General features: G+C 41.6%; 25 protein-coding genes. 21 read left to right on the top strand and 4 right to left on the bottom strand.

Translation table 11 applies throughout. The features are described 5' to 3' along the window. Positions 1-22: 22 nt before the first annotated feature. The 17 genes from BLR42_RS00715 to BLR42_RS00635 all read left to right on the top strand — a co-directional run bounded on the left by BLR42_RS00715 (position 23) and on the right by BLR42_RS00635 (position 16,520). Positions 23-397, top strand: coding sequence for a type II toxin-antitoxin system PemK/MazF family toxin (locus BLR42_RS00715; RefSeq protein ID WP_091865724.1), 375 nt, complete (start codon positions 23-25; stop codon positions 395-397). After that, entirely contained in the window at positions 384-587 is a 204-nt protein-coding gene (locus BLR42_RS00710; protein ID WP_091865722.1) for an excisionase, read from the top strand. The genes BLR42_RS00715 and BLR42_RS00710 overlap by 14 nt, the downstream gene beginning before the upstream one ends. 89 nt (positions 588-676) lie before the next feature. Continuing rightward, positions 677-1,876: a site-specific integrase gene (locus BLR42_RS00705; protein WP_091865720.1), complete on the top strand. Its 1,200-nt coding sequence runs from the start codon at positions 677-679 to the stop codon at positions 1,874-1,876. A gap of 163 nt (positions 1,877-2,039) precedes the next feature. Further along, positions 2,040-2,645 (top strand): low molecular weight protein-tyrosine-phosphatase, encoded by a 606-nt coding sequence (locus BLR42_RS00700; RefSeq protein WP_091865718.1) that lies wholly within the window; start codon positions 2,040-2,042, stop codon positions 2,643-2,645. A gap of 4 nt (positions 2,646-2,649) precedes the next feature. Next, positions 2,650-3,420 carry a PHP domain-containing protein gene (locus BLR42_RS00695; protein ID WP_091865716.1) on the top strand — a complete coding sequence of 257 codons (771 nt, stop codon included), beginning with the start codon at positions 2,650-2,652 and terminating at the stop codon, positions 3,418-3,420. A 146-nt stretch (positions 3,421-3,566) separates the two neighbouring features. Beyond that, complete coding sequence (locus BLR42_RS00690) at positions 3,567-4,997, top strand: APC family permease (protein WP_091865714.1); 1,431 nt, start codon at positions 3,567-3,569, stop codon at positions 4,995-4,997. Positions 4,998-5,224: 227 nt separating this feature from the next. Next, entirely contained in the window at positions 5,225-5,701 is a 477-nt protein-coding gene (locus BLR42_RS00685) for a DUF2975 domain-containing protein (RefSeq protein WP_091865712.1), read from the top strand. 14 nt (positions 5,702-5,715) lie between these two features. Continuing rightward, positions 5,716-5,931, top strand: a complete 216-nt coding sequence (locus BLR42_RS00680) for a helix-turn-helix domain-containing protein (RefSeq protein ID WP_091865866.1) — start codon at positions 5,716-5,718, stop codon at positions 5,929-5,931. A gap of 64 nt (positions 5,932-5,995) precedes the next feature. Then, positions 5,996-7,591 (top strand): DUF4153 domain-containing protein, encoded by a 1,596-nt coding sequence (locus BLR42_RS00675; protein WP_170832580.1) that lies wholly within the window; start codon positions 5,996-5,998, stop codon positions 7,589-7,591. A gap of 127 nt (positions 7,592-7,718) precedes the next feature. Continuing rightward, a complete protein-coding gene (locus BLR42_RS00670) occupies positions 7,719-8,909 on the top strand; it encodes an IS630 family transposase (protein ID WP_091865708.1) in 1,191 nt (396 codons plus the stop codon). Positions 8,910-9,049: 140 nt separating this feature from the next. After that, entirely contained in the window at positions 9,050-9,616 is a 567-nt protein-coding gene (rbr, locus tag BLR42_RS00665) for a rubrerythrin (RefSeq protein ID WP_091865706.1), read from the top strand. Between the two features lie 35 nt (positions 9,617-9,651). Further along, positions 9,652-10,026 (top strand): desulfoferrodoxin family protein, encoded by a 375-nt coding sequence (locus BLR42_RS00660; protein WP_091865704.1) that lies wholly within the window; start codon positions 9,652-9,654, stop codon positions 10,024-10,026. 221 nt (positions 10,027-10,247) lie between these two features. Next, positions 10,248-12,242 carry a 2-isopropylmalate synthase gene (locus BLR42_RS00655; RefSeq protein ID WP_091865702.1) on the top strand — a complete coding sequence of 665 codons (1,995 nt, stop codon included), beginning with the start codon at positions 10,248-10,250 and terminating at the stop codon, positions 12,240-12,242. Positions 12,243-12,297: 55 nt separating this feature from the next. After that, positions 12,298-12,735, top strand: a complete 438-nt coding sequence (locus BLR42_RS00650; RefSeq protein WP_091865700.1) for an SCP2 sterol-binding domain-containing protein — start codon at positions 12,298-12,300, stop codon at positions 12,733-12,735. Between the two features lie 149 nt (positions 12,736-12,884). Then, positions 12,885-14,288 (top strand): NAD(P)/FAD-dependent oxidoreductase, encoded by a 1,404-nt coding sequence (locus BLR42_RS00645; RefSeq protein WP_091820526.1) that lies wholly within the window; start codon positions 12,885-12,887, stop codon positions 14,286-14,288. Positions 14,289-14,323: 35 nt separating this feature from the next. Beyond that, the gene (locus BLR42_RS00640; RefSeq protein WP_170832579.1) at positions 14,324-15,394 is read left to right on the top strand and encodes a peptidylprolyl isomerase; all 1,071 of its coding nucleotides are present in this window, start codon (positions 14,324-14,326) and stop codon (positions 15,392-15,394) included. Positions 15,395-15,488: 94 nt separating this feature from the next. Next, positions 15,489-16,520, top strand: a complete 1,032-nt coding sequence (locus BLR42_RS00635) for a DUF3737 family protein (protein ID WP_091865696.1) — start codon at positions 15,489-15,491, stop codon at positions 16,518-16,520. Between the two features lie 142 nt (positions 16,521-16,662). Here the strand turns inward: BLR42_RS00635 and BLR42_RS00630 are convergent, their stop codons facing one another. From BLR42_RS00630 to BLR42_RS00615, 4 genes are all read right to left on the bottom strand, one after another. Next, positions 16,663-17,352, bottom strand: coding sequence for an IS630 family transposase (locus BLR42_RS00630; RefSeq protein WP_139165075.1), 690 nt, complete (start codon positions 17,350-17,352; stop codon positions 16,663-16,665). Continuing rightward, a complete protein-coding gene (locus BLR42_RS00625) occupies positions 17,292-17,804 on the bottom strand; it encodes a helix-turn-helix domain-containing protein (RefSeq protein ID WP_091865692.1) in 513 nt (170 codons plus the stop codon). The genes BLR42_RS00630 and BLR42_RS00625 overlap by 61 nt, the downstream gene beginning before the upstream one ends. Positions 17,805-17,903: 99 nt before the next feature. Continuing rightward, positions 17,904-18,557 carry a helix-turn-helix domain-containing protein gene (locus tag BLR42_RS00620; protein WP_091865689.1) on the bottom strand — a complete coding sequence of 218 codons (654 nt, stop codon included), beginning with the start codon at positions 18,555-18,557 and terminating at the stop codon, positions 17,904-17,906. Further along, positions 18,535-19,209 (bottom strand): DUF3990 domain-containing protein, encoded by a 675-nt coding sequence (locus BLR42_RS00615; RefSeq protein ID WP_091865687.1) that lies wholly within the window; start codon positions 19,207-19,209, stop codon positions 18,535-18,537. Before BLR42_RS00615 ends, BLR42_RS00620 begins: the two co-directional genes overlap by 23 nt. A gap of 285 nt (positions 19,210-19,494) precedes the next feature. Here BLR42_RS00615 and htpG point away from each other — a divergent pair, with 285 nt between their 5' ends. From htpG to BLR42_RS00595, 4 genes are all read left to right on the top strand, one after another. After that, entirely contained in the window at positions 19,495-21,615 is a 2,121-nt protein-coding gene (htpG, locus tag BLR42_RS00610) for a molecular chaperone HtpG (protein WP_091865685.1), read from the top strand. A 648-nt stretch (positions 21,616-22,263) separates the two neighbouring features. Further along, entirely contained in the window at positions 22,264-22,962 is a 699-nt protein-coding gene (locus BLR42_RS00605) for an ABC transporter ATP-binding protein (protein WP_091865682.1), read from the top strand. 42 nt (positions 22,963-23,004) lie between these two features. Continuing rightward, on the top strand, positions 23,005-24,582 hold the full coding sequence (locus BLR42_RS00600) for an efflux RND transporter periplasmic adaptor subunit (RefSeq protein WP_091865680.1): 1,578 nt from the start codon (positions 23,005-23,007) through the stop codon (positions 24,580-24,582). Then, positions 24,582-25,796 (top strand): ABC transporter permease, encoded by a 1,215-nt coding sequence (locus BLR42_RS00595; RefSeq protein WP_091865678.1) that lies wholly within the window; start codon positions 24,582-24,584, stop codon positions 25,794-25,796. Before BLR42_RS00600 ends, BLR42_RS00595 begins: the two co-directional genes overlap by 1 nt. Positions 25,797-25,798 lie beyond the last annotated feature (2 nt).

Below are 25,798 nucleotides of genomic sequence, written 5' to 3'. Positions count from 1 at the left end.
ACATAGGAAGGAGTGATGAAGTTTGAATGATATTAAGAGAGGGGACATCTACCTTGCTGATCTGGGAGAAGGGATAGGGTCTGAGCAACATGGGGTAAGGCCGGTTCTGGTTGTTCAGAATAATATAGGCAACAAGTATTCACCAACGGTAACAGTTTTACCCATAACAACGAAAATCCACAAGAGTAGAGGGTTGCCTACTCATGTGATGATAGACCATATGGGAGGGCTTGATGAAAAGTCTTCAATTATGGCAGAGCAGATTTCTACTATAGATAAAACAAAACTATTTACGTATATAGGAACAATCCCTGAGGATGCAATGAAGAAGGACATAAACGAAGCGATACGAATCCAGCTGGGATTGCCGGGGAGAAAACGATATGGAAGAAAGTAAGATACCAGTATGGCGGAAATACTCACTGAGTATACAGGAAGCAGCGAATTACTTTGGAATTGGTGAAAAGAGGCTTAGGTGCATGGTCGCAGAAAATACAGGAGCCAGTTTCCTTATTGAGATTGGAACACACACAAGAATCAAGAGAAAAATGTTTGAGGAGTACTTAGATGAAGCAGAAGTTATTTAATAATATTCGTCATGCTTTTCATGTGGCATCTGATATGTTATTTATAGACATGGATGAAGTGTTTCTTTTCTTAGAAAAGGAGGCACGATATGGTTGAAAGGAGAAAAGATGATAAAGGACGGCTTCTTCGAGATGGAGAAAGCCAGAGATCAGATGGCAGATATCGATTCAGATATACTGCATGGGATGGGAAAAGAAAAGAAGTGTATAGCTGGAGGCTTGATATTCACGATAAAGTACCTCCCGGGAAGAAGGACACGGAACCCTTAAGAGAGCTTGAAAAGAAGATACAGGCTGATGAGTTTGACAGAATAGTAACTGACGGAGGAAAGCTTACTGTATTTGATCTGGCGAAAAAGTATATCGATACAAGGGTGGGGGTTAGGCATACTACAATGCTTAACTACGGAACGGTACTTAATTTTTTGAAAAAAGATCCATTTGGAAAGAAACGGATAGATACAGTTCGTAAATCTGATGCAAAACTTTGGCTTATTCAGCTACAAAAAGAGCAGGAAAAAAGCTATAGTCAAATCACGAATATAAGAGGTGTCTTAAGACCAGCATTCAGACTTGCCTTGGATGATGACTTAATAAGAAAGAATCCATTTGATTTTGAACTTGTTAATGTAATCATTAACGACAGTATCCAGCGAGAGGCGCTGTCAAGAGAGAACGAGCGTAAGTTTCTGAATTTTGTTAAAGAAGATAAGCACTTCTCAAGATATTACGAAGCGATTTTTATTCTTTTTAAGACTGGAATGAGGATTTCAGAGTTCTGTGGCCTGACAGTTTCTGATATTGATTTCAAGAATCACTCCATAAATGTAGATCATCAGCTACAGAAAAAAGCTAAATACGGATACTACATTGAAGAAACAAAAACCGAAAGCGGCAAAAGAGTATTGCCAATGTCTGCAGAAGTGGAGGAGTGCTTCAGAAAAATAATTGCCAGAAGAAGACCACCTGATGTAGAGCCTATGATAGATGGAAAAACAGGCTTCCTCTATTTTGATAAGGATGGAAGCGTGGTATACTCTTTGCATTGGGATCACTACTTTAAGCATATTGTTCAGAAATACAATAAGATTTATAAAGTGCAGATGCCAAAAGTCACACCACATATATGCAGGCATACCTATTGTACGAACATGGCAAAGTCAGGGATGAATCCAAAGACACTTCAATATTTAATGGGACACTCGGATATCAGTGTTACATTAAACACATATACTCATATAGGATTTGAGGATGCAAAGAAGGAACTTCGAGGATTGAAGATTGTCTGAAAGCCTTGAAAATACTTAAGGGGCAAACTTAAAAGTTTTACCCCAATTTTTACCCCACTTGCCGGGAAGTATACACCAAGATATGCCATCTTATGCGGTGTAAGCCACAAAATAATAAAAATACAAAATGCGGGAAAACGCAGAAATAGAGGGCTTTAGAGCAATGATAAGAATTTTATTCGTATGTCACGGCAATATATGCCGTTCCACGATGGCAGAATTCATAATGAAAGATATAGTCAGAAAACAGCACCTGGAGGATCAGTTCCACATTGAATCATCAGCAACTCACACAGATGAGATATGGAATGGTCAGGGGAGCCCGGTTTATCCGCCTGCTAAGGCGAAACTTCGTGAGCACGGAATAGGAACTCCGGATAATGAACTGGGAGTGTCTGAGAAAAGAGCAAGACTTACTTCAAGGGCTGATTATGGCAAATTTGACTTTATCATCGGTATGGACAGCGCCAATATCAGAGATTTGAAGCGACTTTTCAATAATGATCCCGAGGGTAAAGTATATAAGATGCTTGATTTTGCCGACAGGAGCGGAGATGTGTCTGATCCGTGGTATACCGGTAATTTTGATGATACCTGGAGGGACTGCTCAGAGGGCTGCCATGGTCTTTTCAGAGAGATTCTTATGAATCCTGAGTATGCGAAAGTACTTGGCAATAGCGCAGGTTCGGAAGATAATAATGTATATGATTATGATGACGATCAGGACTATGACTTGGGACTGATTCATGATGACTTTCCGAGAGGATAAAAATATGGGATACCTTTACGAAACGCACTTACACACAATGGAGGCGAGTGCCTGCTCAAGTACGCCGGCCGGTGACTACATTGAATATATGATGGATCTTGGTTACAGTGGCCTGATTGTAACAGATCACTTTTTTAACGGAAACAGCTGTATTCCTAAGGCGCTGCCTTGGGAAAATAGAGTGGAGCAGTATTGCAGCGGCTATGAACATGCACTTGCTGCTGCCGATGGACTTGATTTTACAGTTATGTTCGGCATAGAATTCAACTTTGAGGGCGACGAATATCTTCTTTACGGAGTTGATAAAAACTGGCTTCTTGATAATGAAAATATCATGGAGAAGTCCAGAAAAGAGGTATACGATCTTGTTCATCAGGCGGGCGGTATCATGATACAGGCGCATCCCTATCGAGAAAGGGGCTATTTGTCTGCTATTCATCTGACGCCTTCCGTTTGCGACGGAGCGGAGATTTATAACTCCAACAACCCTGACTGGCAGAATGCTCTCGGCTATCTATTTGCAAAAGAACACAATTTCCTTATGTCAGCCGGATCCGACATTCATTCCTTCCCGCAGCTTTCCATGGGAGCGATGAGTTTTCCTTACAAAATAAATAACATTGATGAATATGTTAAGGCTTTTATGGCGGGTGACGGAACACCGATGATTAGAATCAATCCCGAGTCAAAGGATACCAAATTTGTACCGGTTGAGAGTTCAGCTGCTCAAACAACTTTTTCCAAGGAGCATACGCTTCCTGTGATAATGCATTAATCGTCTGTTTTTATTCAATATCAACCATTTTTGAAACTAAGTGATGACATTTTTATAATTCGGGTGTAAACTTGAAAAGTTGCACTCAAAACGAATCTGTTTTTGCAAACGAAAGATTTATGAATTTTTAGGAGGTAGTTAGAGAAATGGATTCAAAACGTATGAAATGGACCACTTTGGCGTTCATGGCCTTCTCTACGGTGTGGGGCTTTGGTAACGTATTAAATGGTTTCGTTTACTTCAATGGTATTCAGGTTATCTTCAGCTGGATACTAATGTTTGCACTTTATTTTGTTCCCTATGCACTTATGGTCGGTGAGCTTGGCTCCGCTTTCAAAACATCAGGCGGTGGAGTAAGCTCATGGATACTCAGTACAACAGGTCCCAAGGTTGCTTATTACGCGGGTTGGACCTACTGGGCATGCCATATCACTTATATTGCGTCAAAGTCATCAGGCGGTCTTAAGGCTCTTTGCTGGGCTATTTTCCGAAACGGTGAGACATACGACACATTCCCGACACTTGCTGTTCAGCTTGTGACTTTTGCAATTCTTCTTCTTTTCTGCTTTGTTGCATCAAGAGGTCTTAATCCTCTTAAGAAGCTTGCAACAATTGCTGGAACAAGTATGTTTGTGATGTCTATTCTTTATATCCTTATGATGTTTGCAGCTCCGGCAATTAATCCGAATGCTGGCTTTGTGTCAATGGACTTTGGGATGAAAAATCTTATCCCTCAGTTTGATGTTAAATACTTCACATCACTTTCAATCCTTGTATTTGCTGTTGGCGGATGCGAGAAGATTTCTCCTTACGTAAACAAGGTTGAGAATCCCAGCAAAGGGTTCCCCAGATCCATGATCACACTTGCTATCATGGTAGTTGTATGCGCTATTCTCGGAACTATTTCAATGGGTATGATGTTCGACCCTGCTGAGATCAACGCATCTGCAGAGAGTTTTAATGCTTACAATTCAAACGGAAGCTACTGGGCATTCCAGAAGCTTGGCAATTACTATCATGTAGGTGATCTTCTTCTTATCATCTATGCTGTATGCAACATGATAGGCCAGCTCTCAACTCTTGTTATCAGTATTGATGCACCTCTTCGTATGCTTCTCGATAACGAGGACGCAAGAGAGTTCATCCCTTCAGGTCTTCTTAAGAAAAATGATGCCGGTGCGTATGTAAACGGAATCAAGATGGTTGCGGTTCTTTCAGGATCAATCATTCTTATTCAGTCATTTGTACCCGGTGCGGCAGCAGTACTTAAGCAGCTTACAAAGCTCAATTCCGTATGTATGCCTCTTCGTTATCTCTGGGTGTTCTTTGCGTATATGGCACTTAGAAAAGCAGGTGATAAGTTCCCCGCTGAGTACAGATTCGTCAAGAACCAGGGTGTTGCACTTTTCTTCGGAGCATGGTGCTTTATCGTGACTGCAGCAAGCTGCATTCTCGGTATGTATGATACAGATCCTTTTACCTTTGCACTTAATGTAATCACTCCTCTTGTGCTTACCGCACTCGGAGTTGTGCTTCCCATTATTGCAAAGAATGAGAAAAAGACAGGGAACAAATAAAGGACAAAAAGCTGTATAAAATATTTGGCAGTTACGCTGCGCATGGCTCTTTTAGCGGGTCATGCGCAGTTTTTTTATCCATTTTTATAGGCTTGGTTTGTTTCCGGGGTGAAATTCTATTTATCGAAAAACGATAAAAAATTATTGACTCTCAAAAATGACTGTGATATAACGAAAATATCTTAAGATTATTTATATGCGCATGAAAAGGAGTGAGACCGGTAATAATGAGCGACCGCTTAAATGTTTATTTCAAGAAGTTTTTGGATATCAGTCTTGTTGTTGGACTTATCATGGAGCTTGCAGTGCCGTTCGGACTAAAAAAGGCAGTGGAGATCTCCATGACGGTTCTCGGAGATACGACTGAATATGCAGAAATTATGGACCATTACATCTTTGCAATAATTTCCATAATGCTTGCCGGCGGGCTGGCATTACTCATTCTTTTTGAACTCAGGAAGATGATGAAAACGGTTATCGAGGACAATTGTTTTATCAGGGAGAATGTTGAAAGCCTGTCGAGAATGGCGAATTATGCATTTGCGATTGCGGTGGTAAAAATCCTCAGGAATTTTATCTACTTCACACCTGCTTCCTTAGTGACTTCAGCGGTATTCCTTTTTGCGGGAATACTCAGCAAGGTTCTGGCAAAGGTCTTTGACAAGGCAGTCAGTTACAAGGAAGAGAACGATCTGACGATCTAAGGATGGAGGAAGAGATGGCAATCGTTATAAATTTGGATGTGATGATGGCGAAGCGGAAGATAGGCCTCACAGAGCTGGCCGGGAAGGTTGATATAACTCTGGCTAACCTATCAATACTTAAAAACAACAAAGCAAAAGCAGTGCGGCTTCAGACGCTTGATGCGATATGCAGAGAGCTGGATTGTCAGCCGGGAGATATTCTCGAATTCATCCCGGATGATGATACTTGAATTTAATGACCGCAAATATAATGTGATTTGCTATTATGGCATTTCACAAAAAGGAGGAATCATCATGGAAAGACCGATAGATGGGGGATTATTACAGGAGAATGGTGTGGAGCAGGCATGCCTGGCCGAGACCGCTGTGGGAGCTGCATGTTATGTGCAGGATGCCGTTCAGACTAAGGCTAAGGGAGATGCAGTTTCTTTTAAAAAGTATGGAGCGCTGGCTGTAATATTTGCGATTCTGCATACCTTCTGCCTTTATGGAAATACTTCAGGAATTACATATCCGTTTTTTATGGCAGGCACACTTATACTTATTGCATTTGCCAGAAAAAGCGACGGTTTGTCACTTTTTAAAGACAGAGACGGGAAAAGCGCTCTTAACTTATTTTACATAATTTCGTTAATGCTCTTATCAATTTCAAAGTGCACCACTGCAAATGAATCCCTTTTATTTGTTGATGGATTTGCCATATTTCTTTTGATGTTCAGCTTTATGACACATTTGTACGCTGATACTAAGCAGTGGGATATTATCAGTAATCTTATCGGAATATTGTTAGTGGTTGTGTCACCTTTAACTAATATGCTTGATCCGGTGTTGGACTGCGTTGAGTGTTTCAGGGTGGGCGGCGCCAAGGTTAGCTCAAAGAATAAGCAGAATCTGATTGCAGTGCTTGCCGGAATCTGTGTTGCAGTTCCGCTTCTTTCGATTGTGCTTGCACTTCTTGCTTCCGCGGATGCAATTTTCTCTGATGTTCTTGGTAAAGTGTTTGGGCTTTTCAAGCTTCCTGATAATTTCTGGGATGTGATCGGAATACTCTGGATGCTTGCCTGGACTCTATGGCTCTTTTATACAGTTGCTAAGGTGCTTACCAAGAAGGGTGTTACTGTAGAGAATAAGAATTGCGGATATAACGCAATCGTGGCCATCACCTTTTCAAGCCTTCTTGCGATTGTATATTTGCTTTTCAGTGTGATACAGATTGTGTTCCTCTTCATGGGAAATATGACACTTCCCGCAAAGTATACTTTCGCAGAATATGCGCACGAGGGCTTCTATCAGCTGCTTGCGGTAAGTGTGCTCAACCTTGCAATCGTTACCGTATGTAAGAAGCTCTTTTCCGAAAATAATGTCCTTAAAGCCATTCTTACTCTGATCGGTATTTGTACTTCTATAATGATAGCTTCAAGTGCATTCAGAATGTTTATGTACATCGAAGCATACCACCTTACTTTTCTCAGAGTATTTGTATTATGGTTTCTCGCGGTGCTTGCTATTTGCCTGTTGTTCCTGATTATCGGACTTTATAATGACAGCTTCCCGGTATTTAAGTGCTGCATGATAGCGATGACTGCTATGTATATTGTGTTCGTTTTTGCTAACCCTGATTACCATGTCGCAAAGTACGACCTTGCATACATGAAAACCTCAGGCGGCACAGACTCAGTGGGAAGATACGAGAGCTCAATGACAAGATACCTTACCGAAGAGATCTCCGAGGATGCTGTTCCTGCCTATGCCGGAAACGAAGAGTTGCTGAAACTGTACGAGACCGGACTTAGTGATAGGCGCGGCTACTACGAGAAGCATTATAAAGAGATAAGGAAGTTCAATTTCTCCAGATACACAGCGTGGAAGATACTGTATAGTGGGAAATGATATAGCAAAATCGTGTCAAGAAAACATTTTGACACATATAATCTAGTATAATATCTTTTAAATAAATGGACTAAATATTCATGCCATGATATAATGGATCCAGAGAAGAAACTGGAGGGCATTTATCATGGGAAGAACCGCTTCACAGATCGAACTCACACCGGCTGATCGCGAATACCTCGAACTACAAACAAGAGCTCGTACCATCCAGGCTCAGACTGTCAGCCGTGCAAGAATAATCCTGCTTAAAGCCGATGGTGTCTCAATTGATGAGATTGCCAGCAAAGTGAATCTGAACAGGAAAAGCGTCATGCTTTGCCTTAAAAAATTCAAAGAAGGCGGAGTTGAAAACGCTCTCTATGACGCCCCCGGTCGAGGTCGGAATGCCGAGATCACAGACGAAGAAAAAGCCTGGATCATCAACATTGCCTGCCAGAAACCGTCTGAGTTTGGCTATGCGGCAGAAACCTGGACTTACGCAAAATTGACATCTCATATCAACAAAACGGCTGAAGCTGCCGGCTATGTCCGTCTTTCAACCATACATAAAAGTACCGTTAACACCATTCTTGATGAAGCTGATATAAAGCCACACAAGATCACGTATTACTGCGAAAACAGAGACCCTGATTTTGATGCCAAGATGCACAACGTGCTTCTTGTATATAAGCAGCTTTCATTCCAGTTTGATAAAGCCGGAAACCTTATTCCCTTTGAAGAGGATGATCAGACCGTACATATTTTGTCATATGATGAGAAACCAGGCATCCAGGCTACTGCGACTACTTCTGATGATTTAAGACCAAATGAGAGTAATTCAACCATCAAGCGTGATTACGAGTATAAGCGCCTTGGAACCGTTTCATTGTTAGCAGCTATCGATCTTCAGACCGGTGAAGGAATACCGCTTGTAAGGGATAAACACACCAGCAAGGAGTATATCGAATTCCTCAAAATCCTTGATGAAAAATATCCTCGTGGCGATAAGATCCGAATTGTCTTGGATAATCTTAAAGTACATACATCCGATGAAACAAGACGTTATCTTGCAACTGTACCCGGAAGATTTGAATTTGTTTTCACTCCGAAACATGGTTCATGGTTAAACATGGTTGAAGGCTTCTTCAGTAAGATGACACGTCAAATGCTTCGCGGAATACGCGTTAAAACCAAAGATGAACTTGTTCAGCGTATTTACCGGTACTTTGAAGAAGCGAATGAGGAACCGGTGGTCTTCCACTGGAAGTATAACCTGGATGACATCGACGTATCAGAGGAATTGATTGTTGATACATTGCCGATTAAAAAGTCCAGTTAATTTGAGGATGAAATACTAGATTTGATTTTTTTACGATATTGCGACAAATATTTTTATAAAAATCTAATAAATTATAGCGGTAGATTATGCTATTATTAGAAATGTAGGAATCTAATAATATTGGGAAGGAGATGGATAAAATGGCAGAAAACAACAAGTGGAGATGCAGAGCCGATGATTTAAAGGGAACTCAGACAGAGAAAAATCTTCAGGCTGCTTTTGCAGGGGAATCTGAAGCAAGAAACAAATATACATTCTTTGCTTCGAAGGCTAAGAAAGATGGCTTTGTTCAGATTTCCAATATCTTTGCGGAGACAGCTGCGAACGAAAAAGAACATGCTGAAATCTGGTACAAAATCCTGACAGGAATCGGAAGCACTATTGAAAATCTGAAGGAAGCTGCAGAAGGCGAAGCCTATGAATGGCAGGAGATGTATCCGTCTTTCGCTAAGACCGCCAGAGAAGAAGGCTTTGATGAGATTGCCGAGCTTTTCGAGGGTGTTGCAGCAATAGAAAAAGAGCACGAAGAGCGTTACAAGAAGCTTCTTAAGAATATTGAAGACAAGCTGGTATTCTCCCGCGATGGCGATTGTATCTGGCAGTGTGGAAACTGCGGTCATATCGTAGTAGGTCCCTCTGCTCCGGAGGTATGTCCTGTATGTAACCATCCTCAGGCTTATTTCCAGATAAAAGCTGAGAATTATTAATGTTTCTAAAATACATGATATAAAAGGAGGTTTTTATGAACATTTTCAAGTGCGAAAAATGCGGTAGTATGGTGATTAAGATCAATGATGCTGCGTGTACTCCGGTTTGCTGCGGCGATCCTATGACAGCTCTCGTTCCCGGAACTTCTGACGGCGCTCATGAGAAGCACGTTCCGGTAGTCGAAGTTAGTGGAAATAAGGTAACCGTTAAGGTTGGAGAAGTTGAGCATCCTATGATGGACGCCCATTACATTCAGTACATCTGGCTTGAGACTGATAAAGGCTACATGCAGAAAAACCTCACTCCTTCCGATAAGCCTGTTGCTGAGTTTGTTCTTGCAGATGGTGAGAAGGCCGTTGCAGCTTATGAGTACTGCAATCTCCATGGACTTTGGAAAGCAGATATTTAATAAACGGAGTGTTACATTAAAATAAATCAAGAAAACTGATTAAATCCGTCACTATTAAAATTTCAAACAAGTGCTAAAATAAAAATCATCAATATTAGTTGATGATTTTTATTTTTGTGTCGATAACAATATAGAATCCGATTAATTCCACTACAAACAGGTAGAGTGATTGTAATAAATCGACTGAAAATACTGAATATTTTATAACCAGGAGGAGCATTATGAAGAACTACGAGAAGTATCAGAGACAGTATTTCATGCCACCCAAGGCTACCTATGATTGGGTGAAAAAAGACTACGTTGACAAGCCGCCAATCTGGTGCAGCGTTGACCTTCGCGACGGTAACCAGGCACTTATAGAGCCCATGAGCCTTGATGAGAAACTTGAGTTTTTCACAATGCTTGTAAATCTTGGCTTCAAGGAAATTGAGATAGGATTTCCCGCAGCGTCCGAGACAGAGTTTGAGTTTGCGAGAACTCTTATTGAAAAGAACATGATTCCGGATGATGTAACCGTTCAGGTTCTTACGCAGGCGAGAGAGCACATCATCAAGAGAACCTTTGAGGCTGTAAAGGGTGCGCCCAGAGCGATTATCCATCTTTACAATTCCACATCCGTAGCTCAGAGAGAGCAGGTTTTCAAAAAGAATAAAGAAGATGTTAAGCAGATAGCTGTAGATGGTGCAAAGCTTCTTGACAAGCTTGCAAAGGAGACAAAGGGTAACTTCTCATTTGAGTATTCACCCGAGAGTTTCCCCGGAACAGAGGTTGACTATGCGGTCGAAGTCTGCAATGCAGTGCTTGATGTATGGAAGCCCAAGAAGGAAAATAAAGTAATCATCAATATACCTACAACTGTAGAGATTGCTATGCCTCACGTATTTGCAACTCAGGTTGAGTATATTCACAGAAATCTTAAGTATCGTGATGCGGTAACACTTTCACTCCATCCGCACAATGACAGAGGTTCGGGAATCAGTGATGCTGAGCTTGGATGTCTTGCAGGTGCTGACAGAATAGAAGGAACACTTTTTGGAAATGGTGAGAGAACAGGTAATGTTGATATCGTTACACTTGCTCTTAACATGTATTCGCACGGCGTTGATCCGAAGCTTGACTTCAGCAACATAAATGAGATCGGCGAGACCTATGAGCGTCTTACAAGAATGCGCATTTTCGAGAGACAGCCTTATGCAGGACAGCTCGTATTTACAGCATTTTCAGGATCTCATCAGGATGCCATCAGCAAGGGCTTCTCATGGCACGAAGCAGGAAAAGACAAAGGAATTTGGACCGTTCCCTATCTCCCCATCGATCCCAAGGATCTTGGAAGAGAGTACGACGGCGATGTTATCAGAATTAACTCTCAGTCAGGAAAGGGCGGCGTAAGCTACATATTGAAGAACAACTACGGCATGATGGTTCCGAGAGAGATGCAGGCAGACATCAGCTACACAATAAAGGATGTTTCCGACAGAGAACATGCTGAGCTTGCACCCGGAAGAATCTATCAGATATTTGAAGACAAATATGTTCACAACGATTCTGTATTCAGAGTTGCGGACTGTCACTTCAAGCAGACAAATGGTATCCTTGCAGAGGTTACACTTGCTCATGCAGGAAAAGAGCACATAGTTGAGGCTAACGGAAACGGACGTCTCGATGCTGTAAGTAATGCTTTCAAACAGTACTTCAACATCAGCTATGAGCTTTCTGTTTATGAGGAGCATGCTCTTAGCCGCGGCTCTTCGTCCAAGGCTGTAACCTACGTTGGTATCACAAGCAACGGCAAGAAATTCTGGGGAGTTGGCATTGATGAGGATATCATCAGATCTTCCGTGAGTGCTCTCACAATTGCAGTCAACCAGCTTGACGAAGTAAAGGCAAGCACAGATGCCAAGGATGAGAGAATCAGTGCAATTCTCAATTACATCCAGGAGAATTACCTGACAGTAACACTTGATGATCTCTCAAAAGAGTTCTATTTATCAAAGCCGTATCTTTCAAAGTATATTAAGGAAAAATCCGGCATGACCTTCGGAGAGAACGTTAAAAAGATTCGTCTTAAAAAGGCAAGCATTCTTTTAAAGAACGGAAACATGAAGGTTGAGAGAGTCGCTGAAGCGGCAGGATATCAGAATGTTGAGCACTTTAACAGGCTCTTCAAGAAAAAGTACGGAATGACCCCTGTGCAGTATCGTAGCAACAGTAGGTAATTTTGTGATATAATAACAATGTTTTGAAAAAGTTTTTTATGAAGTGGAGGAGAAAATGACTTACGAAGAAGTAGTAGCAAAGGTAAAAGATGCACTTAAGGATGTTGATGTCAGCGATGTTAACGAGCATGCTGCTTACCAGTTCAATATTTCCGGTGAGGGCGAAGGCGCTTTCTATGTTGAGATCGATAACGGTAAGCTGAATGTTGAGCCTTATGAGTATTTTGATCGTGACATTCTTGTGTATACATCAGCTGCTGATCTTATGGACATTCTTGACGGTAAGACAGATTTTGTTAATGCGCATCTTTCAGGAAAAATCAGTGCTGAGGGTGACCTCAGAAAGGCAGAGCTCTTAAAGGACTTTGGTAAGAAGGCTCCTGTAAAGAAGACTCCTGCCAAGAAGGCACCTGCAAAGAAAGCAGCAACAAAGAAGCCTGCTGCAAAGAAAACTACAGCTAAAAAGGCTCCGGCTAAAAAAGCTACCAAATAATTTTCAGACGGTAACTTTTTAAAAACATGTGATCAAACGGACTAATGGCTGCTACAGTTTTGTGGCAGCCATTCTTATCCTTATGTCTTCCCCTTGGGGGAAGGTGCCCGAAGAGCGGATGAGGGGAATGTATCTTAGAGAGGTTTTTTATGACAAACAAAGAAGTAGACGTACTCATAATTGGTGCGGGTCCCGGCGGAATTTTCTGCGCTTATGAGCTTATTGAAAAGCGCCCGGACTTAAAAGTAATGATTATCGAAAAGGGCAGATCCATTGAGAAAAGAGAGTGCCCCAAGAGAAAAACAGGAAAGTGTATGGGATGCAAACCCTGCTCTATAACCACAGGCTTCGCCGGAGCAGGTGCTTTTTCCGATGGAAAATTATCTCTTTCACCTGATGTAGGAGGAACACTTCCGGACATTCTTGGCTATGACGAGGCAACGGCTCTCATCAAGGAATCTGATGACATATATCTGAAATTCGGTGCAGATAAGAGTGTATACGGTATAGACAAAGCTGAGGAGATTCGCGAGATCAGAAGGAAGGCAATCAATGCCAACCTTAAACTCGTAGAGTGTCCCATCAGACATCTCGGCACCGAGGAAGGCTATAAGATTTATAAAAAGCTTCAGGAGCACCTTGAGGAAAAGGGCGTGGAGCTTGTGTTTAATACAATGGTTGAGGAGATCCTGGTGGAAGACGGCATTGCCACCGGTGTAAAAACACATGACGGCACCGTTGTAAACGCTAAGGAAATCGTATCTGCAGTTGGACGTGAAGGTGCTGACTGGTTCCATTCAGTGTGCGATAAGATCGGCATTGAGACCAAGCCCGGAACTGTTGACGTGGGAGTCCGCGTCGAAGTCAGAGATGAGGTTATGCAATTTTTGAATGAAAATCTGTATGAGGCTAAGCTCATCTTCCACACACCTACCTTTGATGACAAAGTCAGAACCTTCTGTACCAATCCTTCAGGAGAGGTTGCGACTGAGTATTATGAGGGCGGACTTGCGGTAGTAAACGGACATGCATATAAGAGCAGTGATTACAAGACAGACAATACCAACTTTGCACTGCTTGTTTCCAAGAATTTCACCAAGCCCTTCAAGACTCCTATTGAATACGGAAGGAAAATTGCGGAGCTTGCAAATATGCTTTGCGACGGCAAAATTCTTGTTCAGACCTACGGAGATTTCAGAAGAGGCAGAAGAACAACCGATGAGAGACTTGCAAGAAACAACCTGATTCCCACACTTAAGGATGCGGTTCCCGGAGATCTTTCTCTTGTTTTCCCGCACAGAATCATGGTTGACCTTGATGAGATGATTCAGGCGCTTGATAAGGTTACTCCCGGAATTGCCTCCGAAGAGACACTTCTTTACGGCGTTGAGGTTAAGTTCTACTCCAACAAGGTAATCGTGAACAAGGACTTTGAGACCAGCATCAGTCACCTTCGTGCAATCGGTGACGGAGCAGGAATAACCAGAGGCCTTCAGCAGGCTAGTGCTAACGGACTTAAAGTGGCAAGGAGTATTCTTAATAAACTTAAATGATGCGAAAAGTCGTGACCGGAGATAACAGAAACTTTATGAAAAACAGAATATACAGAATCCGGAAAACTGCTGTGGCAATTGCAATGGCTGCGGCTATGACCTTTTCACTGACAGGATGCGCTGCCCTTGATAATACCAGAGTTGTATTTACCACAGGTTTTAAGGAAAATGAGCTCTTCAGAATAGAGGACAAATCCTGCCTGGAGTCTGAGTTTTTGGTGTACCTTTATAATTCTCAGAAGACTTATGAAAAAGGCTTCGGCAGTGAAATCTGGAATGTGAACATAGGCGATGGCAGCATGGAGAGCTATGTTAAGGATAAGTGCCTTGTTGCAATATCTCAGGTAAAAGCAATGAATCTTCTCGCTTTGGAGAAAGGAATTGAACTCACGGAATCCGAAATCAGTAATGCAGCAGTGGCCGCTTCCGAGTATTTATCTTCACTCAGCGATGATGAAAAGAAGATGATGGGAGATATAGATGAAGAGACTTTGACAGCGATGTACACAGAGTATGCCACCGCAGATAAGCTCTATAATTACATTATCAGAGACATAAATCCCGAGATAAGTGACGACGAAGCCAGAACCATTACGGTTGAGCAGATAGTGCTTAATACCTGGAAGCTTGATTCCAAGGGAGATAAAATACCTCTCGAAGGTTCTGAAAAGGAAACGGTCAGAAACACTGCACTTCAGATACAAAGAGAATTGGGAGAGGGAACCGATTTCAGCGTACTCATGGAAAAGTATAATGAGGCTGAGGAGGGAACTGTTTCCATCGGTAAGGGCGATGTGGATTCCGAAATTGAGACTGCAGCTTTTAACCTCGATAACGGAGAAATAAGCGGGGTAATTGAAGCTCAGGATTCATATGTTATATTGAAATGTATAAGTACCTTCAACAGGGAAGAAACAGAGGCCAACAAGGTAAGGATTGTCGAGGAGAGAAAGCGGGAAGTATTTGGACAGCAGTATGATGCTTTTGCATCGGATCTTTCAAAGATACTTAACCAGGGCTTGTACGATAAAATTCATATAGCAGAAATATCCGATGGCAGTGGCAGCGATTTTTTCGATATCTATCGCAAACATTTTTCTGAATGAAACGTATATTAAATTTCATAATTATTTAAGAGGCGCATTATATGCGCCTCTGTTAATATTATAATAACAACGTTATTTCCGAAGGAGGTTTCTTATGAGGGTTAGAACGAAATTTGTATCTTTGGTAATGGCAGCAGTTGTTGCGGTTCCTATGCTTGCGGTATCTATACCTGCAGGAGAGGTTAAGGCGGAAAACACTTATAAGCTTTCTGATTATGGAATCAAGCCTGATGATAACAAGTCTGATACGGCTGATATTAATAACTTTATCTCCGAAACAATAGGATCCGGTGGTGGGACTATTGTTTTTGATTCCGGAACATATGACATAAATATTTTGGATTTCGACGGCTATGGTGTTGGAATTAATATTACTAAGCCAAACATATCATTCCAACTTGCCCAAGGAACGGAACTAAAGGTGAAGCCGACTACTATCGGTGAATACTGCGTTATAAGTGTTAAAGCAGATGGATTCAAAATATCTGGCGGGAAGATCACTGGAGATAGATCATCTAATGGAAAGTCCGGAGCTGATGGACATGGCATCGGAGTAATAGATTGTAAGAATGTTACCATCTCTGATATGACAATTTGTAACAACTGGGGAGATGGTATTTATCTTGGATCCATGAACCTTGAGGATAGTCTTTATGGATGTGATGGAGTATCCATTACCAATTGTACGATTTCAAATAACAGAAGAAACAATATAGCTATAGTTGATGCAGATAATGTAACTATAGATAATTGCAAGATTTTGAAGGCCAAGGGTGCTCAACCAAGTTGCGGCATAAATATAGAGCCTAATGCAGTAAATGGAAAAATTCCAGCAGATGAAGTATGTAAAAATATTACTATTAAAAACACCAAAGTAACTTGTGTAAAGCAGGGAACATCTAATTGGTACTTTGCATTTCAAACTATAAAAGACCCATCTAAACCAAAGATGGCGAGTGCTAAAAATGTAAAGATTATAAAATGTAATTTTGGCGGAGATGTAAGCAATTATTCAGGTAAAAAATTCACAATAAAAAATACGAAGATTACCGGAACTTTTTATGATAATAAAAATATGAAAACAAAAGTGAAGAAGTGTAAGATAAAAAAATACTATAAATACTAAAATTACAGGTTGTTCCCGGATGTAAGCCTAAAAACTTATATCCGGGAACTTTTTTTAGTAATTAAATGATAGAAATGAATATTCAGTTGATAACCTAGTGTCGTGGCAAGTTCACAATTAATTTAATCTCCAAGCCTGAGATTTACTCAAGCTTAGGGTATAAGGAAATCAGTTTTATCCTTGCTTTATCATTAGTGAACTGCCAATTAACCTTTGCCTGCTTGGCATTACGTTCTGACTCCCATGCTGAGAGTTCAGACTTAAGCTTGTCAATGCTTTCAATTCTTCTTGATAGGCATTGTTTTGTCATTACATTTAATTCAATCTCAGCAATGTCCAGCCAGCTTCCGTGCTTTGGAGTGTAATGGATTTCAAGCCGTTTCTTTAGACGGAATGCTTCTTCTGGACGATACTTTTTGTATAACGATGCAACCTTATGTGTATTAAGATTGTCCATAACGAGAATGATTTTGTCAGCAGCCGGGTACATTACATCACAGAGGTATTTGATTTCCTCTGCCCAGTCAGTAGCTGTACGATGCTCTCTAACACTTACATGATGTTTTCCAGCAAGTGGTTCAATAAATGCAAAGATGCTGCAAGTACCATTTCTTATGTACTCGGAATCAATTATTGCTGCTTCGCCAGGCTTCATAGGAAGAGGCTCACGCACTTCTCCGAGTAACTGTAATGGCTTTTCATCCATGCAAACTACAGGTTCTTTTGGATTATAAGGGCGTTCATATACATCGAGAACGTCCTCCATGCAAGCTATGAATTCCGGGTCTTCCTTTTTGGGGATGCACCAGTATCTGTTTCGGTGAGGCTGCAATTCGTTTTTTTTAGAGTTGTACGTATGGTTTCTTTGCTTACAGGTTCTTCAAGGACAATTTTACATTCATCTTCAAGCATCCTAAGAGTCCATCTTGAATGGCCTTCCGGTGCTGGACTACAAGCAATTTCAATGATGCGTGCTTCGGCACGTCCATCCATTTTGCGACGAGCGTTGTCAGAATTAACATTACGTTTTAATGATATTACAGCATCAATGCCACCATCTCTATAAAGCTTTGTTATGTTAGAAACTGTAGCAGGGCAAACACCATTTGCTCTTGCACTTTGGCTGTAGGTAAGACGTTTGCCGTGGTTATTATCAAGATCCATGAGTACATGACACCTGCATTTTAGCGTCTTACAACTTGATTTCTTTTTTGAAAGTGAAGAAAGTGTATTGTACTCATCATCAGTTAAGTAAATTGCATTTTTGTTGGGTTTTCCTGCCATAATTAGCCTCGCCGTTTTCTTTTAATTATAGCGGAAAATGCCATCAATTAATAGTAGTAATTTAATTAAATGTCAATTAGACAAGACACTAGTAGAAATTCACTTTTCCATTAAGTCCTCAGGTCTACACTTCAATACTCTTGCCATAGAGAGGACCTTTTCTGCTGAGGCTTTATTTATATCCTTATCGCGTATCTCGTATTGCTGAAGGGTTCGCAGGTTCACACCGGAAGCATCCGCCAGAGCTTTTTGGGACAAACCTATGAGTTTTCTGTATGCCTGGATTCGTGTTACTGTTTTGCTTGCACCGGAAGATGAGACATTTTCTACCAAAAGCAATGCGTGGTCGTCTGAGGTGGTATGGCCTGTGTTATATAGTTTTGCCAGCTTTTCGTAATTTAGGGATTCAAATATTCTGGCAAAACTGATATTTTTCTTCCATTGATAGTAGGCAAGAATGTATCCGCACCAGTAATCCACCCCGGTATCGAAGCGAATAAGAGGCTCAGGCCAGGTTCTGTCAGAGAATCCGCAGGTCTCCAAAACTCTGTGATGAAGCTCAGTGCCGGACATTCCGCTGACAACCATGGGATCGCCCTTTTCAAAACGTTCAGCAAAGCCGCTGATAATCATCATCTGAAAAAAATCGTCAGGCTTGATATCGGGAGTTGCTTCAACCAAGTATTCTACAAGCTCGCCAAGATTACTCATGGCATCATGTAAATATAACTCAGAGTATGCGCAGCTGTTCATCGCTTATTCCTTTCTGTATAATTTCATTTAAATAGATACCTTCAGTTTGTTCCTTTCCCAACAATTTCTGATATGATTCTCTGGCGTCAGCATCGCGTTTTATACGCTTTGGCGCGTATATAAGTCCGTTGACAGGTGAGGCTTCCCAAAAGGTGATGCTGTCGAATACTCTTTTGCTCATTAGCACAACCTGCTTGCCAAGATCACCATATTTCATGGCATATGAGAGCTGCTCTAGCGTTATGGTATTACTGAGGAATGCTCTCGAGAAAGAAAAGTAGGAGTCATCAGCCCTATAGCCGATGATAACATCAGCAGATTTTGTATTGGGAAGATAATTATCAAGTATATGTTCCGCGCCTCTTTTTTCTATAGGACTTGAATATCTTATTTTTCTATTGGCAAGCAAAATGGCGAGCCAGTTTAAAATATGAAAATCAGGACTCAGCAATCGCAGGATCTTAAGACCTTCAGTATTGAGACGATATGTGTTTAAGAATCCTCCTTTATCAGTTATTGCTGCCCATTCCCTGGCGAGCTCAGGATCTTCTGTACAGTAAAAGCCTCTGCCATAGTCATTGTCATCTCTCCCATAGCCGAAAACAGGCTTATTTACAACTTGCACAGAACCGTGATATATAGTCATCTCCATAAAAATAATCTCCTAAAACCACAAAAGTACTTCTGTAGAAGTATATAATAATTATACTTCCGTAGCAGTATATTATGCAATATACACCTTCAATTCGTGAATTAACCGCTTATTAGCACTCGCTTCAATTGAGTGCTAATTTTTTATTGACTTTTGTCTCTCACAGTCTTAAACTCATATTTGTGGGTATTCTATATTATGTAGAACACGCCGCAATATTATTTTAATAAAAACGCGGAGGGGGCGGTTTTCATCCCGCTTCGCGATAGTAATGGAGGCACTACAATGGAGAAAAAAGGTAATCTTTCAATTAACTCGGAGAATATGTTCCCTATCATCAAAAAGTGGTTATATTCAGATCACGACATATTCTATCGTGAGGTTATTTCCAACGCATGTGATGCGATCACAAAGATCAAGAAGATGGACATGATGGGAGAGTATACACTTCCCGATGGCTTCAAGCCCCGCGTTGACGTTGTTCTTAACGATAAGGATAAGACAATAAAGATTATTGATAACGGTATCGGTATGACAGCTGAGGAGGTTGAGGAGTACATTAACCAGGTAGCTTTTTCAGGTGCTACAGACTTCCTTAACAAGTATAAGGATAAGGCAAATGCAGACCAGATTATCGGACACTTCGGACTTGGTTTCTACTCAACCTTCATGGTATCTGATTATGTTGAGATCGATACTCGTTCATATAAGGAAGATGCGGCTTCAGTACACTGGACCTGCGACGGCGGTTCAGACTTCGAGATGAAGGATGGAGATAAAGAGAACGTAGGTACAGTTATTACTCTTCACCTTTCAGATGACTGCCTTGAGTTCTGCAATGAGTACAAGGCTCGAGAAGTAATCGAGAAATACTGCTCATTCATGCCTTATGAGATTTATCTTTCAAGAGAGAACGAGGAAGGCACAGAGACCATCAAGGAATCCGAGAAGCGCGATGACGATGTTGTAATCGAAGTTATCGAGCCTGAGAAGAAGGAAGAAGCTAAGGATGGCGAAGTTTCTGAGGAGAAGAAGGAAGAGGAGAAGAAACTCAAAATCAAGAGAAGACCTCAGCTCCTTAACGATACACATCCTCTCTGGGGAAAGACTCCCAAGGATTGTACCGATGATGAGTACAAGGAATTCTACAGAAAGGTATTCCGCGATTACAAGGAGCCTCTTTTCTGGATTCACCTTAACATGGATTACCCCTTCAACTTAAAGGGTATCCTCTATTTCCCTAAGATCAACATGGAGTTCGAGTCAGCTGAGGGTGTTATCAAGCTTTACAACAACCAGGTATTCATTGCTGACAATATTAAGGAAGTAATTCCTGAGTATCTGATGCTCCTTAAGGGTGTTATCGATTGTCCTGATCTGCCTCTTAACGTTTCAAGAAGTGCACTTCAGAACGACGGATTTGTAAAGAAGATTTCAGACTACATCTCTAAGAAGGTGGCTGAGAAGCTTGCAGGTCTCTGCAAGACAGATAAGGAAAACTACGATAAGTACTGGGAGGATATTTCTCCTTTCATCAAGTACGGCTGCCTCAAGGACGACAAGTTCTGCGAGAAGATGAATGACTACATTCTCTTCAAGAACCTTGATGGAAAATATCTCACACTTCCCGAAGCACTCCAGATCAACAAAGAGGCTGAGGAGGCTGCCGCAGCTGAGGAAGCTAAGGATGAGAATGGTAATACAGTAGAAGCTGAAGTAATAGATGAGAACGGCAATACAGTAAGCGGAGATGGTGCTGACAAGGCTGGTGATAAAAAGGACGAGGAAAAAGAACCCCGCACCATCTATTATGTAACTGATGAGCAGCAGCAGAGCCAGTACATCAACATGTTCAAGGCTCAGAAGATGGATGCATTCATCTTAAATCACAACATAGATGTGCCTTTTATTCAGCAGCTTGAGTCCAAGAATCAGGACATCAGATTCCAGAGAATTGATGCTGATCTTACAGATACCTTTAAGAGCAGAACATCTAAGAAGGCTGAGAAGGAATTCGAGGAGATCGAGAAGAACATCGGCGAGAAGATGAAGAAGGCTCTTAAGAATGAGCAGCTCGTTGTTAAGGTTGAGAAGCTCAAGGATAAGAAGATTTCTTCAATGCTCACTGTATCCGAGGATACACGCCGTATGCAGGATATGATGAAGATGTATGCCGCAAACGGAATGATGATGGGCGACCTTGGTATGGGCGGTCAGACGCTTATCCTCAATGCTAACCATCCGCTTGTTAAGTATGTAATGGACAACGAGGACGGTGAGAACGTAAGCACAATCTGCGAGCAGCTTTACGATCTTGCCCGCATCCAGAATGCACCCCTTGATGCTGAGTCCATGACTAAGTTCGTTCAGAGAAGCAATGACATTATGATGTTTCTTGCTAAGTAATTATTTCTCATATTTTGGGAAAATATTTTTAAGTGTAAAACAGACCGAAATAAGTGTACATTTCGGTCTGTATTTATATATATGATAAATTTACTCTTGAAATCAGGAAAAAAGATCATTTATTTTTTAATAAATGAAGATACAATAGAAGTTGTTTCGTTATATACTATGGTAGATAGTTTATTATAACCTTACTATGAAAAAAGTTTTTTGTTAGCATCAGGCGATTTTCGCCAATTATTATTGGAACATTTTGACCAACCATCGGAGCATAGCAGCTGAAAAAAGTAAATAAAGTGGGTTTATTAGCGTTTTGGTATACATTTTCGACTTATTTTAATAGGTTTTCAAAACCAAAAGTAAATGAGAAGACATTTTTAGAGATTTGGTACCCATGATTTCTAAAAATAGGTATACCAAAATTCGAAAAACACGCTCTTATTTACAAAATGCCTTGCAGAAGCCTCAAAAAGCTTATAAAAGGTATACCAAAATGCCTAAAATGCTCTCTCATTTACGAATAACAATGCTGATTTGTGATGAGACTAATTGGTCATAATCTCCCGATAAGAAATGGCTGTAATCTCCCGATGCCAGCATCAAACATTCTCTTTTTGAAAAATAGCTTTGAGTTAGAGGGGAGGAGTAATGCCTGCGTTAGTTGAGGTACGGGATATATGTAAGATTTATAATCCCGGGGAGAATGAAGTCAGGGCTCTTGATCATGTGAGCCTTACAATAGAAGAAGGGGAATTCGTGGCTATCATCGGCCAGTCCGGTTCCGGAAAATCTACACTGATGAATATGCTTGGGTGTCTTGATACACCTACAAGTGGGATATATCTGCTCCATGGAATGGATGTTTCTCATATGAGTGATGATGAACAGTCAGATGTCAGAAACAGGGAGATAGGCTTTATCTTCCAGGGTTTCAATCTGATACAGTCACTTACTGCGCTTGAAAATGTTGAATTGCCGCTGATGTACAGAGGTGTTCCCAAGAGAAAAAGACGTGAGCTGTCTGTAGCGGCTTTGGAACATGTTGGGCTTGGGAAACGTATGACGCACAAACCTTCGGAGCTTTCAGGTGGTCAGCAGCAGAGAGTTGCAATAGCAAGGGCGATAGCACAGGCTCCGCCGATACTTCTTGCTGATGAGCCTACAGGTAACCTGGATAGTGGTTCCAGCAGAGAGATTATTGCTACTATTAAGAATCTGTATGCCGAGGGCAGAACGGTGATACTTATCACCCATGACCCGGGAATTGCGGCACAGGCTAAGAGGATTATAACCATAAGCGACGGAAAAATCGCAAAGGATGAGATAAACGAGAATTTTACTTTGTAACATGAAAGGCTTTGTTTTTAGACTACGAGGAGACAAGTAATTATGAATTTGGTTTTGGGGAAAAAGAAGAATTCAAAGGACACACTGGAAGTAAATGGAGAAGCTAAGGTAGATGCTGCGCAGGAAGCTCAGGCAGAAGTTTCGCAGGAAACTAAGACTTATGCAGTGAAAGAAGATGCGCCAAGTTATACTCCCGGTAAGAAGAAGGGCTTTGTGAAGTTCATCGTTCTGGGACTCATAGTGTTGATTGTAGGCTGGGTGGTTTTCAATAATATAAAGGCAAAAAATGCTCCCACGCCGGTCACAACCGCTACAGTCGGAAAGGGCGACATCGAAGTTATCGTTTCAATCAGCGGAAACGTTGCATCCGATGAGACCAAGAGTTATTACGCGAAGCTTCAGGCACCGATCGGAACGCTTAGTTTGTCGGAAGGTGACAGGGTCAACAAGGGAGACGTTATTTATACCTATGATGAAGCTGAACTTGAAAAGACAAAGAAGCAGGCTGAGCTCAATCTTCAGCAGGCAAACGGCAGCTACAGCGGAAGCATCGAAAAGAACAATAAGGCTACTGATGTTCTTGAAGGAAGAAGCATTCACGATATTAACAATCGTCTTGATGAGATTACAAGTGAGATAGATGCGATCAATGACAAGATCACAGAGAAGACATCAAGGATGAATCAGACTCTGACAGACCTTCAGAAGGTAAGCCAGGATGTTGATCAGAACAGGGTCTCAGACAGTTATGATGCAGCACTGAAAAACGAGGGACCTAATGAGAGAAGAACAGAGGATGGTGAGAGCCAGATGGCACTTGAAATCCAGGATGCCATTTCCGATGTTCAGTACGCACTGTCAAACGATCCTGAGATTCAGGAGTGGAATAGACAGATAACTGCCCTGAACGAAGAGAAGCAGGATCTTTCCGAGCAGTCATCAGCTGAAATGAGTGCTCTTACTTCGGGTGAAAAGAGTTCACTTGCAGCTCAGAGAGAGCTTGCAGAGCTCGAGAGCACGAATACCATTACTGACATTGAAGAGGCAGAGGGCGGAATCAAAGCAGATTTTTCAGGAGTAGTAACAGAGATTGGTGCAAACGAGGGCTCAACAGTTGCTCCCGGAACAAAAATCATGACTATCGAAAGTACCGATGATGTCAGAGTTGATATCCAGATTTCAAAGTCAGATCTTAGTAAGATCAAGAAGGGGCAGAAGGTGGATGTCACAATTAATGGCAATGATTACGAAGGCGAAGTGACACAGGTTTCCGGAACAGCTAAGAATAACGCGAGCGGAGTGCCTGTTGTTGATGGCAAAATAAAGCTAAAGAATCCCGATGACAGCATTATTCTCGGAGTAGAAGCAACTAATAAGATTCACACCGAGAAGGCAGAGGGTGTTCTTGTACTTCCTTATGAGTACATCGGAACCGATTCTGAGGGTGATTTCGTATTTGTTATTGATAATGGAATTCTTAAGAGACAGCCTGTTACTCTGGGACTTACCACCAGTACAGATGCAGAGATAAAGGAAGGTGTCAGCGAGGGTGATACCATCGTTACCACCGATCCCACAACCCTTGTCGAAGGAACCAAAGTCATCGAGATGAGCGAGTAATGGATACATTTATTGAATATTTAGAAAGTGCCATAAAAAATATTCTTGGCAATAAGATGCGAACAGCTCTTACGATGCTGGGAATCATAATCGGAATTGCTTCGGTCATCGCGGCGCTTACCATAGGAAACGGAATGGCAAGATATGTAGGAAACGAGGTTGATGCTATAGGCGGAAACGTTGCGGATATATATCTTGATATGTCGGTTGCGGACAGGGGATTTAATAACGACGATATAAGAGAAATCAAGGACAACTTCCCCGGAGTCAGTGCGACATTTTATGACAATGAATACGGCATTTCTTCAGGCCCAAGAGGAGCTTATGATACGCTCATCACAGCTGCCGGATCCGATTATCAGAAATCCACACTGACCAAGCTTGAGACAGGGACCTACTTTACCGATGATCAGGTGGATCAGGGAGCAAGAGTCTGCGTCATGATGAAAAATGATGCGGTCCGTCTTTTTGGAACGGCCGATGCACTTGGCAAAACTTTTGAATTAAGCGTTGGCGGCAGTTCTATCGAGCTGGAGGTTATCGGAATAAGAGAAAACTGGAGTGAGATGATTTCCAAGATGATTGATATGGAAACCGACTCCTATACAGCTATGATTGAGATGCCGCTCACAACCTATGCCAGAGCTTTTGGTAAGGACATCTCTGAATTCCATAGTGTCGAGATATATTGGGATAACACACAGCCGGGTACTATTGTTAAAAGTATTGTTCGCTTTGTTGAGAACAGACTTGGGCTGCGAGGACAGGACGCGGTTTATTACATGAGTATGTCAGATGTATCAGGCCAGGTAGATTCTATTATGGGAGCGATAACAGCATTTATTTCACTGGTTGCTGCCATATCCCTTCTGGTCGGCGGTATAGGTGTTATGAATATTATGCTTGTTACCGTAACTGAGAGAACAAGAGAGATAGGTATAAGAAAATCAATCGGAGCAAGAACCAAAGCAATTCTTTTCCAGTTCCTGGCTGAATCCGCTATCATCTCCCTGATGGGCGGAATCGTGGGCGTCATCGTCGGAATAGCGGGAGCTTATGTTGGATGCATACTTCTTGATCTTGAACCTGTGATAGACTTCAAAATTGTAATAGGAGCTACGCTCTTTTCTATGATGATCGGAATCTTTTTCGGCATCTATCCGGCACGAAAAGCAGCAAAACTTAAGCCGATAGACGCACTTGCAAGAAATTGATA

The organism is Butyrivibrio sp. INlla16 (genome assembly GCF_900104155.1).
Classification (GTDB): domain Bacteria; phylum Bacillota; class Clostridia; order Lachnospirales; family Lachnospiraceae; genus Butyrivibrio.
Note: the sequence above shows the minus strand (reverse complement) of the source record. Positions and strands in the feature narration are given on the sequence as shown.

Coding starts and splice junctions, on each gene's coding strand:
- BLR42_RS00695 (WP_091865716.1), top strand. CDS start 2,650: ATGGGATACCTTTACGAAACGCACTTACACACAATGGAGGCGAGTGCC.
- BLR42_RS00670 (WP_091865708.1), top strand. CDS start 7,719: ATGGGAAGAACCGCTTCACAGATCGAACTCACACCGGCTGATCGCGAA.
- BLR42_RS00645 (WP_091820526.1), top strand. CDS start 12,885: ATGACAAACAAAGAAGTAGACGTACTCATAATTGGTGCGGGTCCCGGC.
- BLR42_RS00700 (WP_091865718.1), top strand. CDS start 2,040: ATGATAAGAATTTTATTCGTATGTCACGGCAATATATGCCGTTCCACG.
- BLR42_RS00690 (WP_091865714.1), top strand. CDS start 3,567: ATGGATTCAAAACGTATGAAATGGACCACTTTGGCGTTCATGGCCTTC.
- BLR42_RS00675 (WP_170832580.1), top strand. CDS start 5,996: ATGGAAAGACCGATAGATGGGGGATTATTACAGGAGAATGGTGTGGAG.
- BLR42_RS00705 (WP_091865720.1), top strand. CDS start 677: ATGGTTGAAAGGAGAAAAGATGATAAAGGACGGCTTCTTCGAGATGGA.
- BLR42_RS00615 (WP_091865687.1), bottom strand. CDS start 19,209: ATGGAGATGACTATATATCACGGTTCTGTGCAAGTTGTAAATAAGCCT.
- BLR42_RS00640 (WP_170832579.1), top strand. CDS start 14,324: ATGAAAAACAGAATATACAGAATCCGGAAAACTGCTGTGGCAATTGCA.
- BLR42_RS00680 (WP_091865866.1), top strand. CDS start 5,716: ATGGCAATCGTTATAAATTTGGATGTGATGATGGCGAAGCGGAAGATA.
- BLR42_RS00635 (WP_091865696.1), top strand. CDS start 15,489: ATGAGGGTTAGAACGAAATTTGTATCTTTGGTAATGGCAGCAGTTGTT.
- BLR42_RS00655 (WP_091865702.1), top strand. CDS start 10,248: ATGAAGAACTACGAGAAGTATCAGAGACAGTATTTCATGCCACCCAAG.
- BLR42_RS00595 (WP_091865678.1), top strand. CDS start 24,582: ATGGATACATTTATTGAATATTTAGAAAGTGCCATAAAAAATATTCTT.
- BLR42_RS00625 (WP_091865692.1), bottom strand. CDS start 17,804: ATGGCAGGAAAACCCAACAAAAATGCAATTTACTTAACTGATGATGAG.
- BLR42_RS00685 (WP_091865712.1), top strand. CDS start 5,225: ATGAGCGACCGCTTAAATGTTTATTTCAAGAAGTTTTTGGATATCAGT.
- htpG (WP_091865685.1), top strand. CDS start 19,495: ATGGAGAAAAAAGGTAATCTTTCAATTAACTCGGAGAATATGTTCCCT.
- BLR42_RS00605 (WP_091865682.1), top strand. CDS start 22,264: ATGCCTGCGTTAGTTGAGGTACGGGATATATGTAAGATTTATAATCCC.
- BLR42_RS00660 (WP_091865704.1), top strand. CDS start 9,652: ATGAACATTTTCAAGTGCGAAAAATGCGGTAGTATGGTGATTAAGATC.
- BLR42_RS00600 (WP_091865680.1), top strand. CDS start 23,005: ATGAATTTGGTTTTGGGGAAAAAGAAGAATTCAAAGGACACACTGGAA.
- BLR42_RS00710 (WP_091865722.1), top strand. CDS start 384: ATGGAAGAAAGTAAGATACCAGTATGGCGGAAATACTCACTGAGTATA.
- rbr (WP_091865706.1), top strand. CDS start 9,050: ATGGCAGAAAACAACAAGTGGAGATGCAGAGCCGATGATTTAAAGGGA.
- BLR42_RS00620 (WP_091865689.1), bottom strand. CDS start 18,557: ATGAACAGCTGCGCATACTCTGAGTTATATTTACATGATGCCATGAGT.
- BLR42_RS00650 (WP_091865700.1), top strand. CDS start 12,298: ATGACTTACGAAGAAGTAGTAGCAAAGGTAAAAGATGCACTTAAGGAT.